The sequence below is a fragment of the Pedobacter frigiditerrae genome, from assembly GCF_032678705.1.
Lineage (GTDB): Bacteria > Bacteroidota > Bacteroidia > Sphingobacteriales > Sphingobacteriaceae > Pedobacter > Pedobacter frigiditerrae_A.
Genome location: NZ_JAVTSS010000002.1, coordinates 1,105,026 through 1,122,112, shown reverse-complemented (window position 1 = coordinate 1,122,112; position 17,087 = coordinate 1,105,026). Strand labels below are relative to the sequence as shown.

Genomic DNA, 17,087 nt, shown 5'->3' with positions numbered 1-17,087 from the left:
TTTTAGGAAAACATTTAAAATTATCCTCTATATTAGTTCTTAATTCTTTAAAGAGGATAATGGACATAGAGGATAATTTTAAATTAATAAAATGGAACTAAAACCTCAGCGGTTACTATCGCTCGATTTTTTCCGTGGCCTTACCGTTGCCACAATGATTTTGGTTAACAATCCAGGTAGTTGGGGCCATATTTATGCTCCGCTTGAACATGCAGAGTGGAATGGTTGTACACCAACTGACCTTGTTTTTCCATTCTTTCTTTTTATAGTTGGTGTGTCTATAGCTTACGCCATGGGCAGTAAAAAGCTAGATCCATCCAGCCATAACAAAACTATTTTAAAAGCACTAAAAAGAGGTTTAATTCTTTTTGGCCTAGGAATATTTCTTTCCATCTTTCCAAGAAAATTTAGTGACTTTGATTTTATTGAGGCAATAAAACACGTACGTATTCCAGGTGTTTTGCAAAGAATTGGCGTAGTCTTCTTTATCTCTTCTGTTCTATTCTTAAAACTTTCTGAAAAGAATATTTTTAGAGCTATTATAATTATTCTCATCACCTATTGGGCTTTAATGATGTTTGTTCCAGTACCTGAAGTTGGCTATGCAAACCTCGAAAAAGAAACCAACCTTGGGGCTTGGTTAGATCGTACAATTTTAACTGAAGCACATTTATGGAAGTCGGCTAAAACTTGGGATCCGGAAGGGATTTTAAGCACCTTACCTGCAATAGCAACAGGTTTATTTGGTGTTTTAGTTGGCGTTTACCTTAAGAGGAAAGATGTAGAACCTGCTAAAAAAATTGCTTGGTTATTTTCTGTTGGCACGGTTTCGGTTTTAGCTGGTTTGTTATGGGATTTAGAATTTCCCATTAATAAAGCATTATGGACAAGTTCTTACGTTTTATATACTGGTGGATTGGCAACCATTGTTTTATCACTGTCTTATTGGATAATTGATATAAATAATTATAATCGCTTTACAAAGCCATTCGTAGTTTACGGCGTAAATGCAATAACCGTGTTTTTTGTATCAGGCTTGATGCCGCGTCTATTAAATATGATTAAAATTAAGCAATCAAATGGCGATGAAACCGGAGCTTTAAGCTGGTTTTATCAGACATTTTTCCCGCCTTACTTTTCTCCAATAAACGCATCATTAGCTTATGCAATTACATTTGTTCTGTTTTTTTATGTAATACTTTGGATCATGTACAAGAAAAACATAATTATTAAAGTTTAATGAAACATATTATTTTATTTAACATCTAATCTATACATACAATTAAAAACTATTTATGAAAAAACACTATCTAATTTATGCACTTGCCTCAGGTTTATTTATACAACCCGTATTGGCGCAACAAAAGAAAACATCGGCATCTGCCACAAAAACAACTACATCAAAGACTGATAATTCAGTTCCGTTAGATCCTGCAGTAAAAGTTGGAAAATTGCCAAATGGTTTTACGTACTACATTCGTAGAAATGTGGAACCTAAAAATAGGGTAACTATCTATCTGGCCAATAAAGCTGGTTCTATTTTAGAGAATGACAATCAACGTGGATTGGCGCATTTAATGGAACACATGAGCTTTAACGGCACAAAGAATTTTCCAAAAAACGAGCTAGTTAATTACCTACAAAAAACAGGTGTGCGTTTCGGGGCAGATTTAAATGCTTACACCAGCTTTGACGAAACTGTTTATCAACTTCCTATACCTAGTGATGACCCTGTTATTGTTAAAAATGGCCTACAAATTATGCGTGACTGGGCACAAGATGCCACCTTGGATCCCGTAGAAATTGACAAAGAAAGAGGAGTTGTTTTAGAAGAGAAAAGATTAGGTAAAGGTGCGCAACAACGTATGCAAGAGAAATACTTGCCAATGCTTTTTAACAATTCTCGTTACAGTAACAGGTTGCCAATTGGTACAGAAGATGTACTGAAAAACGCCACACCGCAAACCATTAAAGATTTTTATAGAGATTGGTACAGACCAAATTTACAAGCATTAATTGTGGTTGGCGATATTGATGTAAATGAAATGGAGCAGATGATTAAAGCGAAATTCTCTGACTTAAAAAATCCGGTTAATGCTAAACCTAGAACAAAATACGACATTCCACTTAGTGGTAAAAATCAGTTTGTTGCTGTAACAGACAAAGAATTCCCTGTAACCGTTGCTCAAATATTAATTAAACATAAAGAACAACCCTTATTAACTAAAACAGACTTAAAAAATTCTGTTACCCGTTCATTGTATAATCAAATGCTTGGTGCCCGTTTTAGCGAATTGAGTAAACAAGCAAACCCTCCATTTTTGCAAGCAGGAAGTAACATTTCTGGCTTCCTAGCTGGCTTAGATGCCGCAACAACATTTATCGCAGCTAAACCAGGCGAGTTTGAAAAAGGCCTAAAAACCACTTTTACAGAGGTAGAGCGGGTTAAACGTTTTGGATTCACAGCTACAGAACTTGAAAGAGCAAAAGCTTCTTTTTTAACCTCTCAGGAGTCGGCGTTTAAAGAAAAAGATAAAACTTCTTCTAACAGCTTTGTACAAGAATATGTGCAATTGTTTTTAAAAGGCACGGTTAGTCCTGGAATTGAGTACGAATACAATTTCTATAAAAATGCATTGCCTTCAATTACTCTAGCAGAAGTTAATGCCTTAGCAAAACAATATATTACTGATATCAATCGTGATGTAATTATCATGGCGCCAGATAAAGAGAAGGACAATTTACCTTCTGAAGCTAAAGTTAACGAATGGATAAATAGTGTTGTAGCTGATAAAAGTATCACTGCTTATGTAGATCAGGTTTCTGATAAACCATTGTTAGCTAAAAAACCAGTTGCAGGCAAGGTTGTTTCAGAGAAAAAAATCACTGAAATTGGCGTAACAGAATTAACTTTATCAAACGGTGTTAAAGTAGTTCTTAAACCTACAGATTTTAAGAATGATGAAATTTCATTTTATGGCTTTAGCCCAGGTGGAACTTCATTATACTCCGATGCAGATTATCAATCGGCAGCAAATGCTGCTTCTGTAATAAGTAGAGGTGGTGTTGGCGAATTTAATTCTATACAGTTACCAAAATATTTAAATGGTAAAAGGGCTTTTGTTTCACCAATGATTTCTGAGCGCAGTGAAGGTATTTCTGCATCTACAACTCCTAAGGACTTAGAAACCGCCCTACAATTAACATATTTATATTTTACAGCGCCACGTAAGGATCCTGAAATCTTTAAAGGAATTATCTCTCAGCAAAAAGGAAATTTAGCGAACAGAGATAGCGATCCAAATTCTGTTTTCGGTGATACAGTATCTGCAGTAACGGGAAATTATAATGTTAGAAGAACTGGGCCATCAGTAGAAAAACTAAATCAAATTAATTTAGATCGTGCTTTTGAAATTTATAAGGAACGCTTTGCAGATGCTAGTGATTTTACTTTCACCTTTGTAGGCAGCTTTGATGTGGCTAAAATAAAGCCATTATTAGAGCAGTATTTGGGCTCTTTACCTTCTACAAATCGAAAAGAAAAAGCGGTTGATTTAGGCATTAGGGTTCCTGCTGGATTAATTACTAAAACTGTTTTAAAAGGCCAAGAGCCTAAAGCTACAGTGAGGTTGTTATTTAGCGGAGATTATACTTACAACTCAGCCAATAATAATCAATTAGATGCATTGGCAGAAGTTTTAAATATTAAATTAATTGAAAGATTACGTGAAGATGAAGGTGGGGTATATGGTGTAAATGCTGGTGCTTCATATAGCAAGTATCCTGTAAACCGTTATTCATTATCAATTTCTTTTGGTTGTGCTCCAGAAAATGTAGAGAAATTGATTGCTTCTACTTTAGACGAAATCAAAAAGATTAAAATCAACGGAGCGGTTGCTGTTGATATTCAAAAATTTGTAGCTGAAGAAACGCGTAGTACAGAAACACAATTAAAATCTAATCAATTCTGGTTAGGGAATATTGTTGGCTCTTACCAAAATGAAGAAGATCCGAAAGAGGTTTTAACTTATATTGATTCATTGAAATTGGTAACTCCTGAAAGCTTAAAATCTGCAGCGAATACTTATTTAAGTGGCAAAAACCTTATCAAATTTATATTACTTCCTGAAAAGAAATAGAATTTATAAATTGGCAAAAAAGCTTCCTGAATTTTCAGGAAGCTTTTTTATTTAACTTACTTGTAGCGTTTTAACATCTTGTAACGTAATATGAATAAAACCAACAAACCATGAAAAAAATTTTACTTAATGTATTGCTGTTACTAGTAGCTTTTATCACATTTACCCAATGCAAAAAAAACAATGAAGGGAAATTAGAGATTATCCAAATCGCAAAAGTGATGTCTGTTGACGCCATGAGAACATTACCTGTGGGGTCAATCAAAGCAACCCAACCAAAAAAAACAGGAAAGATTTATGTTTACAATGATTTACTTTTCATTAACGAACCAAATAAAGGCATTCACATTTATAGCAATGTTAATCCAAGCACACCTGTTAACCTAGCTTTTTTGCAAATACCTGGCAATGTAGACCTTGCAATTAGCAACAATATCTTATACGCAGACAGTTATGTCGATTTATTGGCATTCGATATCTCTAGCATCACAAACATTAAGCAAGTAAAAAGATTAAAAGATGTTTTTAAGCAATTTTATATCTCTGGTAATGGCGTACAAAAGTATGTAGTAACTTACAAAGACACTTTAATAAATAAGGAAACTTATTACAGTAAAGATATGGCGCTGTATTCCTCGTCAAGCTCAACCGCAAGTAGTTCATCAGGGCAGGGTGGCTCTATGGCGAGGTTTACTTTAATGAATCAATATCTTTATACAGTAGGGCAAGCAGACTTAAGCTTGTTTGATGTACGAACTGTATCAAACCCAACTTTCGTAAAGACGATAAACTTAGCTTGGGGCGTAGAAACTATTTTCCCATACGAGAACAAACTTTTTATAGGCACCAATAATGGCATGCATATTTTTAATGCAACTGACGCCAGCAATCCAGTAAAACTATCTACTTATAGCCATGTAATTGCATGCGACCCAGTAGTAGTACAAGGGAAATATGCATATGTAACTTTGCGTACCGGTAATTTTTGTAGGCAAGCTGTTAATCAGTTAGAGGTAGTTGATATAGAAGATCCAACACAACCTAAACAAGTGGCTGTTTTCCCAATGCAAAACCCCCATGGATTAAGTGTAAGTGGCAATAATCTATTTTTATGTGAAGGCACGTTTGGGATAAAAAGCTTTAATATTACTGACAAAAATAAGATTGGGAATAATCTCCTTCAGCACTTAGATAATATCAAGAGCTTTGACGTAATTGCTGGTCCAAAATCTTTAATTGTTACAGGAGAAGATGGTGTTTATCAGTTTAACTACAACAATGCATCCAAATTAACTCAGTTAAGCAAAATTAAAGTACAAACATCCTTAACTAAATCAATTTTCAATTAAGCAATATCTTTTATAGAACTGAGGCTAGCCAAACTTGGCTGGCCTTTTATTTTGCTTGTACGCCTACCGGACCACTTGGTTCACTTTCGTTTTTTAATCTATCTAAGGCAGTAACCAAGTAATTATATCTTTTTCCCTTTTCAACACTACTATCCAGATAAAAAGTAAAATCTTCAAAGCTAATCCTTAAGATATTCTTTGGATCTAGTATGTTTACCTTTTCTCCTTCTACAAAGCGATAAATTACATAACCAGAAGCCGTTTCTCCATCTTTTGCAGGTGCTGGCTTTGTCCATTTCAAATTAACTCCATCTGGCAATGCATCTGCGGTTAATGTTTGTGGCTGATTAGGCATTACATCATCTAACCAAGGCATTTGAGGTGGTAACGCTGGATATTTATAAAAATCATTCCTTAAAGAATCTGTTAATGATTTTGCATTAGTAGAAAGGGATTTAGAGCTAAAAAAGATACTTCCCTGTACCCTATTATTTTGTCGCATTGCCCTAATTTGATTTGGCACCTCAGTCAACCTCATCCAAGTAGGATCTACCCGTGTTACGGTATTAACTAAATATGCAGCTTGTCCAATGTACAAATGCCTGCCAAAAGTATTGTTGCCCCACCAATCTAACAACACACCAAAAGGAGCCGCAGATCTATTAAAGGTGAAATAAATTTGAGGATTAATGTAATCTACCCAACCTTCTTTTATCCACTTCCTAGAGTCAGCATAAAGTTCTTCGTAATTAGACAAACCATTTGTTTTCGAGCCTAGTGTATCTTCCCTATAATTTCGCCATATACCAAAAGGGCTTACTCCAAATTTGATATACTTTTTGTAATGATGAACACTGTCGTTTACCATCTTAATTAATAAATCAACATTGTTTCTACGCCAGTCGTTAATCTTAGTAAAACCATTTGGATATTTTGAAAACGTTGAACTGTCGTTAATTCTTTGCCCAGCTATTTGATATGGATAAAAATAATCATCGAAATGAACTCCATCTATATTATAGCTTTTTACAACGTCCAAAATAATTTGTGTGATATACTCTCTAACCTCAGGTATTCCTGGGTCAAATAATTTTTGTCCTCCATAGGTATAAAACAATTCAGGACGTTTCTTAACTATGTGATCTGGACTCACTACCTGCGTAGCTGTCATGGTTGCCCTGTATGGATTAAACCAAGCATGCAATTCAATTCCCCTAAAATGGGCTTCCTTAATGGCGAATTCTAAGGGGTCGTAACCAGGCGTTGGTGCTAAACCTTGCTTACCCATTAACCAATGACTCCATAGCTCTCTAGACTTTGCATAAAGTGCATCAGCGGTTGGTCTAATCTGAAGCATTACAGCATTTAAACCACTTTTTTTGTGCTGCTCTAATATTGCTATGAGTTCTTGTTTTTGTTGATCAGCCGTTAAGCCTTGTTTTGAAGGCCAATCTATATTACTTACAGAAGCCACCCAAACCCCTCTAAATTCGCGTTTTGGAGCAATTTTTGTGGTGTTTTGAGCAATTGAAAAAAGTGGCAAGACGATTAAGACGAAAAGTAGGAATATAGTGCTTTTATGCATTAAATTTATATTACAAGAAGAATATTTGGGTTGATTTGTAGTGTTCAAAGTACAGTATTAATTTTTAAACTTTAATTGAGTAAACGGTTTTTCGCTTAAATCTTGTACAAAAGTGTCATTATTTTTACAATTTTCATTTTTTTATATTATGTTAGCTGTCCATTAAAACAATAAGACACTAAGATCCACTCGTATCTAAGTGTAAAATGAATTTTAATCATATTATGCAAGATCAAGAACCTGTAAATAAAGTTGATAGAAATAAGGTTGTTTTTTTAGTTATTGTTATCACTGCTTTATTAGGCATAAACGCCTATTTATACATAAAAGACAAACAGCAAAGTAGCCGATTTGTAACTGTAAGTACAGAAAAAGAACGCCTAAACTTAGAAGTTGAAAAGATAGAGGCTGAGCTTGACAAAGTAAACTCATTAAATATTGTATTAAACGATAAGTTAACACAAGAACAAAAAATAGCTAGAGACAAGATTAGTGAACTTAAATCGGCATTGCAAAAAGGGCAGCTTACACAGGGCGATTTGGATAAGGCAAAACAGCAAATTGAAGAGCTTAGAGAGTTTGTGAAAAACTATAATGATCAGATTGTTAGACTGGAAAAAGAAAATCTTTACCTGAAGACTGAACGTGATAGCCTGAAAACATCTGTAAATAACTATAGTGAAAAAGCTGAAAATTTAGAACGTGAAAACGAGAATTTAAATGCAAAAGTTAAAGTTGGCGCTGCATTAAAGGCAAGTAATATAAAGATTGAAGCCTATAAAGTTAAAAGTAGCGGTAAAAATGTTTTGGTTACCAGGGCCAGTACAGCTAATAAACTAACCATTAACTTTGCAATTGTTGCTAATCCATTGGCAGAAAAAAATTACCATAAAGTATATTTGAGAGTATTTGATCCTGCCGGAAATTTAATTGCCAATGAGAATAACCTGTTTGAGATTAATGGACAGCAAATGCAATACAGCAGCGCAATTGAGTTTTCATATAATGACGATGAAACTTCCTATAAAATTGACTGGACTAACCCTAAAGAGTTTATAAAAGGTAATTATTCAATTATTTTATATGCTGATGGTTATGTGATGGGAAAAAGCCAGATTGAGTTAAGGTAAGCTACTAAACCAATGGGAAGGTTAAATTAAAGGTTGTTCCCATATTAATTTCTGAAGTAAAATCTATTGCGCCTCCGGCATTCTCTATTGCTTGTTTTACGAAGGCAAGTCCAAGTCCTGTTCCAGATGATTTAGTTGTGAAATTAGGCACAAAAATTTTGTCTTTTAAAATTGCTTCTATTCCCTTTCCATTATCTTGAACTTCTACAAAGACATTCTTCTCATCATTTAATAGTTGAATTTTTATCAAACATTTCTCTTTTCCTTCGCTAGCTTCAATGGCATTTTTTAAAAGATTGTTAAAAGTCCTTAATAATTGGTCTTTATCTCCAAGAACAATAATCTTTTTATTTGTACGGTTTAAAACCAGAATTTCTACATTCTCTGCGGTGTTAAATACACTAATTGTTTGTTCTATGATAGGTAATAGTTCTAACTCTTCTAATTTAGTATCAGGCATCTTAGCAAAATTCGAAAACTCAGATGCAATAGTTGCCAAACTATCAATTTGTTCTATAAATGATTTATTAAAACTTGCGAATTTCTTTTCAAAATTTGGATCACCCTCTTTCCAAGACTTCTCTAATAACTGCACACCCAGTTTTAGTGGTGTTAATGGATTTTTAATCTCATGAGCAACTTGTTTTGCCATCTCTCGCCAAGCACTTTCCCTCTCAGACCTAGCTAGTTTATTGGCACTCAACTCTAATGCGGCAATCATTTTATTATATTCCTTTACCAAAGCGCCTATCTCATCTTGGCGATGCCAAACAATAGGTGTATTTTTTTGACCGAGTTTGGTCTTACGGATATTCTCCTGAATAAATGTTAGTGGATTCGTAATCTGATTAGCCAAGAACACAGCAAGTACCCCAATTAATACGAAAACGAGTGCGTAGATATTGATTAACGTATTAATAAATAAGCCAATCTTAGCCTGATAATCTGATTCATTAGCGTAATAAGGCATCCCTATATAAGCTATAGTTTTGTTTTGTGCATTTCTAATCGGAGCATAGGCGGCAGCGTATTGGAAAGACCCTATTTTTTCTGCAGTATTTAAGAACTCAGACCTTTGCAGTAAGCTCAGTTCAATAAATGCTTTTGGACCCATTTTTTTTCCAACTATGCCCAAATCGAACATTTTTGGCAAAGAAGTTAACCACAAACTTCCCTTTGTATCATAAAGATTTAAAAAGGTCGAGTTAACATCAGCAAATTGATTAAACTCAAACTGTGTTTCATCATCATTTCTAATTGCTTCAGCATTTAAAATCTGTTTCTCATACGCCAATTGAACTTTCCTAACTTTCTCTCTAATTGCATTTTCCTGTTGGGTTTGGTATTCTTTCTTGATATAGAAAAAGGTTGCCCAACCTACTATTAACAAAGTGGCAACTACTGATAAAACAATAGAAACTTGGATACGTGTTTTGTATAAAATCTTATTCGCATTTATCATTAAATAGCGATTTAGATTAAACCATCCAGAAGTATTATCGTTTATATTTTTAATGATAAATATTAAAATGTAAACTGTAATACCAAATAAAATAAATACCAAGAAGAAAAATGATAAAGTGGCCAATCGCTCGAGATAGGGGACCTTTTCTTTACTTATAACAATAAGTTTAGCGTTATCTGGTCGGTAGGTTGCGTGGTTATAAAGGGCACTGCTTTTACCCCCTAAATTTACAACGTCTTTTTCTTCATCATTAACAAATTCTACTTTCCCTATTTCTCCCTTAAACCTCTTATTAACCATGGCATAAGTGTATTTACCAGATTGCAGGTAGAGTTTATCGTCCTTATAGAAAGCTATAGAATAATCGGTAAAGTCTTCATCGCTTTTAAGTTTTCCATCAATTAATAAATCTGGGAAATGGCTATTATAATCATAAGATTGGGACTTCAAGTCTATAACAAGTGTCCCTAAAAGGGTAGATCCATCAAAAATTGGGATTATACCAAAATAAACTTGATAGCCAAACGTATCGTTAATACGGTAAAAATAACTGTTTTCTTGGGTCTTAACAGCACCCGATGTAACTAGATTCTTATATTTTGATAAGGAAACTAGCTGCTCATTTATTTTGAGGGCATTACCCAAGTTATTGTATTCGTATATTTTATATTCAAACCTTGATAAATAACCATCTAAATAGGTTTTTGTAATATAATTATGAAAGCTAAAGCTCTGCATCACCATTGGTGATTTAAAATATTTAACTATGGATGAGTCTGAAGAAACTCCTTTTTCAAAGCTTTCAATTGAATTAATGACTTTTGGATCGTCAGCATTTAATAGCTTTTCGGCAATATCTCTCCTATTTTCGTGTTCCTTTATTGTACTAAACTTGGTGTATTTAATTGAGGTAAGAAATGCCATACACAAAAAAAGCAAGGCAAAAATACCGACAGAAAATTTACGAAATTGAACATAGTTGTTCCATCCAATTATGAAAATCAGTAATGCATATACCAAAAAGAATACATTAAAATCATCTATTAATTTAAAGATGAACAACCCGGTAAGTAAGGTTAAAAAAACAATTAATCTTTCCCTGTTTGTGACATTCAATTGTTTACTTATCTCAATTGTAACATTGCTAAATAGGTATATGTTAAACCAAGCTAAACAAAGTGTTAAAATACTGATCCAACTGATCCACCCTAAACTTATGATGTTGGTGATATCAAGGTTTATTTTGGAGTTATTAATCAATCCAAAAAAAATCTCATCAAACAAAAAAGCAACTAACGCTAAACCAACTAATATTAAGATATGATATGTTAACCCAATGATTTTACTTTTAATAATCCATTTAGGCAGAACGTACTCATGCCGATGTATATAAGCAAAAAATCCAATCCATGTTAAAGCAACTAAGTGTAAGAATAAATCTCCTAAAGATGGCAAAAACTCGCCCTGCGCATACACATAAGGGCTAAAGATGGAAAGATTAAACTGGTGATTAAACCAAAAAAACTGCAAATCAGATAAGCGAACCCCTGCAAAAAACAAGCTTAAAACTAAAGTTGCCGATAATGCAAAACCTCTTTTAGCCAGCCATGAACAGTAAGAATTTACAAAAGCGCAAATGCTAATTAAGCCAACAATCCACAACCACAGTTGTATATCGGCATACATATTTTTAGAAACCTCATCAGTAAGTTTTACTGTAAATAAATATTCCTTATTAAGGCTAAAGATTTCTTGAACCTCCTTATCGGTAAAAGTAGCTAAATCTAAGGTGTTACGTGAGAAAAGCTCAGGAGTTATTCTATTCTGTAAGTACTGATTTTCAATACTATATTGAGATTTTATAGATATTAAGAAAATAAAGACATAGTCATCAACAGTCTTTTTTATCAGTTCATAATAACCATTAGATAACTGTTTAAGGGAAGGCCCTTCCTTTATCAATAGAATATTAGTAGGAAATGCCTTAGCTGAACTCCAGAACTCTAGTTTTTCATTCTTATAAACTAAAACATTTACCCCGTTCTCTCTATAAGCATCTATAAAAGCAAGCGCAAGCTTATCATTTCTCTTGAGTCTTTTTAGTTCATTTATTTTTTCTGGGTTAGAAAGATAATTTTGAACTATTTGCTGTTTTACATCTAAATTTTGTTGTAACTCTTCAGCTTCGTGAACAAGGAGGTCGCTTTTTGTAATTGAATTATTTAAAGATAATGCTGTAATAATACAACATATCCCCAAAAGCAATAACAGAAACCTAATTTTACCTCCAATACTCACTTTATAGTTTTTTAATAAAAGGTATTTATTTTATATTTATAACATTGTTGCACTACTTGTTTGTACCTCTCTACTCACTTTTTTAACCAAACCTTGAAGTACGTTTCCTGGGCCAACCTCCACAAATTCTGTTGCACCATCGGCAATCATGTTTGTAGCAGTTTGTGTCCATCTTACAGCGCCAGTTAATTGTGCAATTAAATTTTCTTTTATAGTTGCAGGGTCTGTAGTTGGTTTTGCATTTACGTTCTGGTAAATTGGGCAGATTGGAGATAAAATATTTGTATTCTCAATTGCCGCTTGCAATTCTACTTTGGCTGGCTCCATTAATGGTGAATGAAACGCACCACCAACATTTAATTTCAATGCCCTTTTTGCACCTGCAGCTGTTAATTTCTCGCAAGCCTCATCAATTCCTTCAATGCTACCAGAAATCACCAACTGTCCAGGGCAGTTATAATTAGCAGGAACAACCACTGCATTTATACTAGTACAAATTCCTTCTACAACTTCATCGGCCAAGCCTAAAATTGCAGCCATTGTAGATGGTTGAATCTCACAAGCTTTTTGCATTGCATTAGCACGAGCAATAACCAATCTTAAACCATCTTCAAAAGACAAAGCATTTGCCGAAACCAATGCCGAAAACTCTCCTAAAGAATGACCAGCAACCATATCAGGTTTAAAATCATTACCCAAAACCTTAGCTAAAATTACTGAATGCAAAAAGATGGCAGGTTGCGTAACATTGGTTTGTTTTAACTCTTCATCTGTACCGCTAAACATGATATCGCTAATGCGGAAACCTATGATTTCGTTTGCTTTTTCGAATAATTCTTTAGCCAATGTATTTTCGTAAAGGTCTTTACCCATTCCTACAAATTGAGCGCCTTGCCCTGGAAATATATATGCTTTCATTCTATTTAGATATGAGATATGCGAATTGAGATTTGAGACATATTCAAAAATGCCAAAAGGATATCTTTTTTATTAATATTTGATTATGCATCCAATCAGGATACTTTATATTATTTAGTTTCTACTAATGCAGGTTTGCAGTTATTAACCTCAAAAACTCTGCCCTTGTTTTATCGTTACTTAAAAATCCGCCAGTAAATGCTGATGTTGTTGTTACAGAGTTCTGTTTTTGCACACCACGCATAGCCATACATAAGTGCCTACACTCCATTACAACTGCAACTCCTGCGGGCTGTAATGTATCTTGAATGCAATCTCTAATTTCGTTTGTTAAACGTTCTTGAACTTGTAATCTTCTTGCAAAAGCATCTACAACCCTAGGTATTTTACTTAGGCCAACAATATGTCCCTTCGGAATGTAAGCGATGTGCACTTTACCAAAAAATGGCAACATGTGGTGTTCACACATAGAATAAACTTCAATGTCTTTTACCACAACCATTTGGCTATAATCTTCTTTAAACATCGCAGAGCGAAGAATTTCTGAAGGGTCAATATCATAACCATGGGTTAAGTATTGTAAAGCCTTAGCTACACGTTCAGGCGTTTTTAAAAGACCTTCACGTTCTGGATTTTCACCTAGGTTACTTAAGATATCTTTATAATGAGTAGCCACAGAAGTGATTTTTGCATCATCATATTGGTCAATTTTTTTGTAGCCCAAAAATTCTTCTTCGTGATCGTATTTATCGTTCTCCATTTTTATTTTAATTAACCTAAATACTCAACAAAGTTATTTTCGGTTTCGTAAATTTTTATGCTGTGCAACTGTGCACCACTTTCATTAACATGAGGCAATAAAATATCCCAAATAGCAATTGCCAAGTTCTCTGTCGATGCTAATTTACCTTTCATGAAATCAACATCCAAATTCAAATTCCTATGATCAACCTTATCGATTACATGAACATTGATAACTTGTTTTAACCATTTCAAATCTACCAAAAAGCCAGTTTCTGGATTTACTTCTCCTTTAACCGTTACGTATAAATGGTAGTTATGACCATGCCAATTTGGATTAGCGCATTTACCATAAACTTCTGTGTTTTTCTCTTCGCTCCAATCTGTTCTCGATAATTTATGAGCCGCATTAAAGCTTTCTCTGCGTGTTATATAAATCATTATTTTATCAAATAAAAAGCAAATATACGTATTAAGGTTCAAGCTAAAAGACTAAAGGAAAAAGCTAAAAGCTAAAAACGTTAATTCTCAATCATAATTTTTAATTTAGAAGAATGAAACTACTAGTTGTTGCCGCAACCCAAAAAGAGTTAACAAAGGTTTACGAGCACTTTAACTTACCTACAGAAGATTTTATTGAGACTTCAAACTTTGACATTTTGATTACTGGGGTTGGAATGACGGCAACTGCTTTTTCATTGGGACAGCAACTTGATAAAAAATACGATTTAGTTTTAAATGTGGGCATTGCTGGAAGTTTCGACAAAAACACCCCTCTGGGAGATTTAGTAAATGTTTTTCAAGATACTTTTGCAGAACTTGGTGCCGAAGACCATGATGGTTTTTTAACTATTGATGAATTGGGCTTCGGGAAAAGCTCCTATAGTTCTAGCTATAATTTAAGTGATTTACCAAAAGTTAATGGTATTACGGTTAATAAGGTTCACGGTAATTCTGATAGCATTGAAGTTATAGTAAAAAGGTTTGCACCACAAGTAGAAAGCATGGAAGGTGCGGCAGTATTGTATGCCTGCGAAAAATTAAATATTCCTTGCTTACAAGTAAGAAGTATTTCTAATTATGTTACGCCAAGAGCGAAGGAAACTTGGAAAATTGGATTGGCGATAAAAAATTTGAATGAATGGGTAATTGATTTTTTAACCACAGATAACTTAAATCGTCCTCGTTTGTAACGAGGGTGCAAGTGCCGTACATTTGTAATGTGCCATGATCTATGGACGAAAAAATCGTCCAATTCAATCATTCGTTGCAAACGAGCACGATACATTTATTTTACCCATATTTAACCAAGATTTGTAAAAAAATCTGTTAAGCTGTGGCTTCTCTTCACAAAGCTTTATTTTTACTTTATGAAACTTACACTTGGTTTTTCGCCATGCCCTAACGATACTTTTATTTTCGATGCGCTAATTCACAATAAAATTGACACCGAAGGTTTATCATTCGATGTTTCTTTTGATGATGTAGAAACCTTGAATCAAAAAGCGATGCGTGGAGAGCTGGACATTACCAAATTGAGTTTTCATGCTCTTGCTTATGTAGTTGAAAAATATGCACTGTTAAATGCAGGTAGTGCCTTAGGTTTCGGTGTTGGGCCATTGTTAATTTGCAAGGAGGGAAACATCAACAAAATCAACTCTCAACTCTCAACTCCAAACGCCCAACTCAAGGTTGGTATTCCTGGTAAATATACTACAGCGAACTTTTTACTAGGTGTTGCCTATCCACAATTAACCGATAAAAAAGAAATGGTGTTTTCTGAAATTGAAGACGCTTTGATAAACGATGAAATTGATTTAGGCTTAATTATCCACGAGAATCGTTTTACATACCAAGATAAAGGTTTACATAAGGTAGTTGATTTAGGTAGCTATTGGGAGGAACTAACAGGTTGCGCCATCCCTTTGGGCGGAATAGTAATTAATAGAAACCTGGATTTAGAAATTCAGCAAAAGGTAAACAAGTTGGTTAGAAAATCTGTAGAGTTTGCTTTTGCTAACCCCAAGTCTGCTCTAGATTTCATTAAACAACATGCACAAGAAATGGATGAAGCCGTAATGTACAAACACATAGAATTGTACGTTAACAAATATTCTATTGATTTAGGAGAAGAAGGCAAAAAGGCAATTGATACCTTGTTTGAAATGGCTACCAAAAACAAAGTAATCCCTAGTTTTGATTTAAGTTTATATGTCGATTAAATTTAGCCACAGATTAAACAGATTTTAAGCAATGATGATTGAGGTATTCTTGAAACTTTAAACGTTTCAACCTCCAAAATTTCATCCCAAAGGGCAATGCCATTATTAAGCACAATGGCTGTCAGTCTGAGCGTAGTCGAAGACCTTTCGTTGGTCAAACAAAAATAATTTGCCCTTCGACTACGCTCAGGATGACAATTATTTGTTGTTTTCTTCTTAACTTAAAGAAACCAGGAGCCTATTTATTTGGGAATGACGCACAAATTAGTTTCAACTTTTTTACTTCTTACAATAATCTCCAGAATTTTCTGACGGTTGTTTATTGGCTAAATCGATATTGTTGGCGCTAGTATTTGCTCCCCAAGAAAATACTTTTTCGAAAAAGGGTAAAAATTTATCATCCTTAACCTGTTCTAAAAAATAGACTTCATGCTCTTTTTCCTTGATACCCATTTCATACAAAGCATGGTCGTGTTTTATAATCCCAATGCTATTGAAATATTGTCGCATTCTAAAGTATTCACAAACATTGCCGCTCTCTAGTTTTCCAGCGAAGAAAAAAGGCATAAATCTGCCAATTACATAACACAAAGCAGAAATAGTTCTGCCAATGATATGATACTTGAACTCATAGAATTTTGATATTGGAATATCATACTCAGTCATAATTTCCAGCACTTCTTTTCTATGACCCCATTCATCCAGCTCAATTTGTTTAATGGCTAACTTTTCGGCTTCATTTTTTACATTTTTGGCATGGCCGATGTATGCAAAGGCTGCTGCTTTTTCTGCAGAATAAGCTTGCTGTAAAAGTTTTGTTAAAGCAGGATGATTAATTTTCAATAGAAAAAGCGTTTAATTATTGCGAACAAGGCCCGTCGGGAATTTGCTTACTTATTTTGAGCAACTTTGTTACCACCATTGTAGAGTCATAATCGCCTGTTACTTTTGAGGTATCAGATTTTACAAGTTTACATTCTACTTCAATATAAACGGGTGTATATGGTTTTTCGAAGCCCAAGTTACTATAAGCTAATTCTAATGTTTTAGCACTATCTGCAACCCAAAACTCTCTTCCATCCTCACATTCGGTGAAAGATTTAATCTCTGGACCATAACTATACAGACCCTTTATCACTAAAGACTTATTCTTGTCAGCATCTTTTTTATCATCATTACAAGCAGCTAGTGCTACCATAGAAGCGAATAAAAAGAACATTAATTTTTTATATGTATTCAT

General features: G+C 34.1%; 13 protein-coding genes. 6 read left to right on the top strand and 7 right to left on the bottom strand.

Going from position 1 to position 17,087, the window contains the following annotated elements; genetic code table 11:
• Positions 1–91 precede the first annotated feature (91 nt).
• The 3 genes from R2Q59_RS15595 (at position 92) to R2Q59_RS15585 (ending at position 5,488) form a co-directional block, all read left to right on the top strand.
• The gene (locus tag R2Q59_RS15595) at positions 92–1,240 is read left to right on the top strand and encodes an acyltransferase family protein (RefSeq protein ID WP_316786141.1); all 1,149 of its coding nucleotides are present in this window, start codon (positions 92–94) and stop codon (positions 1,238–1,240) included.
• Between the two features lie 55 nt (positions 1,241–1,295).
• The gene (locus R2Q59_RS15590) at positions 1,296–4,139 is read left to right on the top strand and encodes a M16 family metallopeptidase (RefSeq protein ID WP_316786140.1); all 2,844 of its coding nucleotides are present in this window, start codon (positions 1,296–1,298) and stop codon (positions 4,137–4,139) included.
• A 110-nt stretch (positions 4,140–4,249) separates the two neighbouring features.
• On the top strand, positions 4,250–5,488 hold the full coding sequence (locus R2Q59_RS15585; protein WP_316786139.1) for a hypothetical protein: 1,239 nt from the start codon (positions 4,250–4,252) through the stop codon (positions 5,486–5,488).
• A gap of 46 nt (positions 5,489–5,534) precedes the next feature.
• On the opposite strand, the gene R2Q59_RS15580 is transcribed toward R2Q59_RS15585, so the two are convergent.
• The gene (locus R2Q59_RS15580; protein ID WP_316786138.1) at positions 5,535–7,073 is read right to left on the bottom strand and encodes a glycoside hydrolase family 10 protein; all 1,539 of its coding nucleotides are present in this window, start codon (positions 7,071–7,073) and stop codon (positions 5,535–5,537) included.
• A 224-nt stretch (positions 7,074–7,297) separates the two neighbouring features.
• Here R2Q59_RS15580 and R2Q59_RS15575 point away from each other — a divergent pair, with 224 nt between their 5' ends.
• Positions 7,298–8,203, top strand: a complete 906-nt coding sequence (locus tag R2Q59_RS15575) for a hypothetical protein (RefSeq protein ID WP_316770702.1) — start codon at positions 7,298–7,300, stop codon at positions 8,201–8,203.
• Positions 8,204–8,207: 4 nt separating this feature from the next.
• Here the strand turns inward: R2Q59_RS15575 and R2Q59_RS15570 are convergent, their stop codons facing one another.
• From R2Q59_RS15570 to R2Q59_RS15555, 4 genes are all read right to left on the bottom strand, one after another.
• Complete coding sequence (locus tag R2Q59_RS15570) at positions 8,208–11,966, bottom strand: HAMP domain-containing sensor histidine kinase (protein ID WP_316786137.1); 3,759 nt, start codon at positions 11,964–11,966, stop codon at positions 8,208–8,210.
• Positions 11,967–12,002: 36 nt separating this feature from the next.
• Positions 12,003–12,884, bottom strand: coding sequence for an ACP S-malonyltransferase (gene fabD / locus R2Q59_RS15565; protein ID WP_316786136.1), 882 nt, complete (start codon positions 12,882–12,884; stop codon positions 12,003–12,005).
• Positions 12,885–13,008: 124 nt separating this feature from the next.
• Complete coding sequence (gene folE, locus R2Q59_RS15560; RefSeq protein WP_316770697.1) at positions 13,009–13,644, bottom strand: GTP cyclohydrolase I FolE; 636 nt, start codon at positions 13,642–13,644, stop codon at positions 13,009–13,011.
• 11 nt (positions 13,645–13,655) lie between these two features.
• Positions 13,656–14,066, bottom strand: coding sequence for a 6-pyruvoyl trahydropterin synthase family protein (locus tag R2Q59_RS15555; protein ID WP_316786135.1), 411 nt, complete (start codon positions 14,064–14,066; stop codon positions 13,656–13,658).
• A 113-nt stretch (positions 14,067–14,179) separates the two neighbouring features.
• Between R2Q59_RS15555 and mqnB the strand changes: the two genes are divergently transcribed.
• Positions 14,180–14,818: a futalosine hydrolase gene (mqnB, locus tag R2Q59_RS15550; RefSeq protein ID WP_316770695.1), complete on the top strand. Its 639-nt coding sequence runs from the start codon at positions 14,180–14,182 to the stop codon at positions 14,816–14,818.
• A gap of 177 nt (positions 14,819–14,995) precedes the next feature.
• Positions 14,996–15,847 (top strand): 1,4-dihydroxy-6-naphthoate synthase, encoded by an 852-nt coding sequence (locus R2Q59_RS15545; protein ID WP_316770694.1) that lies wholly within the window; start codon positions 14,996–14,998, stop codon positions 15,845–15,847.
• A 279-nt stretch (positions 15,848–16,126) separates the two neighbouring features.
• Here R2Q59_RS15545 and R2Q59_RS15540 read toward each other — a convergent pair whose 3' ends face one another.
• Together R2Q59_RS15540 and R2Q59_RS15535 are read right to left on the bottom strand one after the other, a co-directional pair.
• A complete protein-coding gene (locus tag R2Q59_RS15540) occupies positions 16,127–16,690 on the bottom strand; it encodes a ferritin-like domain-containing protein (protein WP_316770693.1) in 564 nt (187 codons plus the stop codon).
• 16 nt (positions 16,691–16,706) lie between these two features.
• Entirely contained in the window at positions 16,707–17,087 is a 381-nt protein-coding gene (locus R2Q59_RS15535) for a hypothetical protein (protein ID WP_316770692.1), read from the bottom strand.

Bases quoted from the DNA above. Each gene is read 5' to 3' on its own strand.
- R2Q59_RS15595 (WP_316786141.1), top strand. From the start codon at position 92: ATGGAACTAAAACCTCAGCGGTTACTATCGCTCGATTTTTTCCGTGGC.
- R2Q59_RS15590 (WP_316786140.1), top strand. From the start codon at position 1,296: ATGAAAAAACACTATCTAATTTATGCACTTGCCTCAGGTTTATTTATA.
- R2Q59_RS15585 (WP_316786139.1), top strand. From the start codon at position 4,250: ATGAAAAAAATTTTACTTAATGTATTGCTGTTACTAGTAGCTTTTATC.
- R2Q59_RS15580 (WP_316786138.1), bottom strand. From the start codon at position 7,073: ATGCATAAAAGCACTATATTCCTACTTTTCGTCTTAATCGTCTTGCCA.
- R2Q59_RS15575 (WP_316770702.1), top strand. From the start codon at position 7,298: ATGCAAGATCAAGAACCTGTAAATAAAGTTGATAGAAATAAGGTTGTT.
- fabD (WP_316786136.1), bottom strand. From the start codon at position 12,884: ATGAAAGCATATATATTTCCAGGGCAAGGCGCTCAATTTGTAGGAATG.
- folE (WP_316770697.1), bottom strand. From the start codon at position 13,644: ATGGAGAACGATAAATACGATCACGAAGAAGAATTTTTGGGCTACAAA.
- R2Q59_RS15555 (WP_316786135.1), bottom strand. From the start codon at position 14,066: ATGATTTATATAACACGCAGAGAAAGCTTTAATGCGGCTCATAAATTA.
- mqnB (WP_316770695.1), top strand. From the start codon at position 14,180: ATGAAACTACTAGTTGTTGCCGCAACCCAAAAAGAGTTAACAAAGGTT.
- R2Q59_RS15545 (WP_316770694.1), top strand. From the start codon at position 14,996: ATGAAACTTACACTTGGTTTTTCGCCATGCCCTAACGATACTTTTATT.
- R2Q59_RS15535 (WP_316770692.1), bottom strand. From the start codon at position 17,087: ATGAATACATATAAAAAATTAATGTTCTTTTTATTCGCTTCTATGGTA.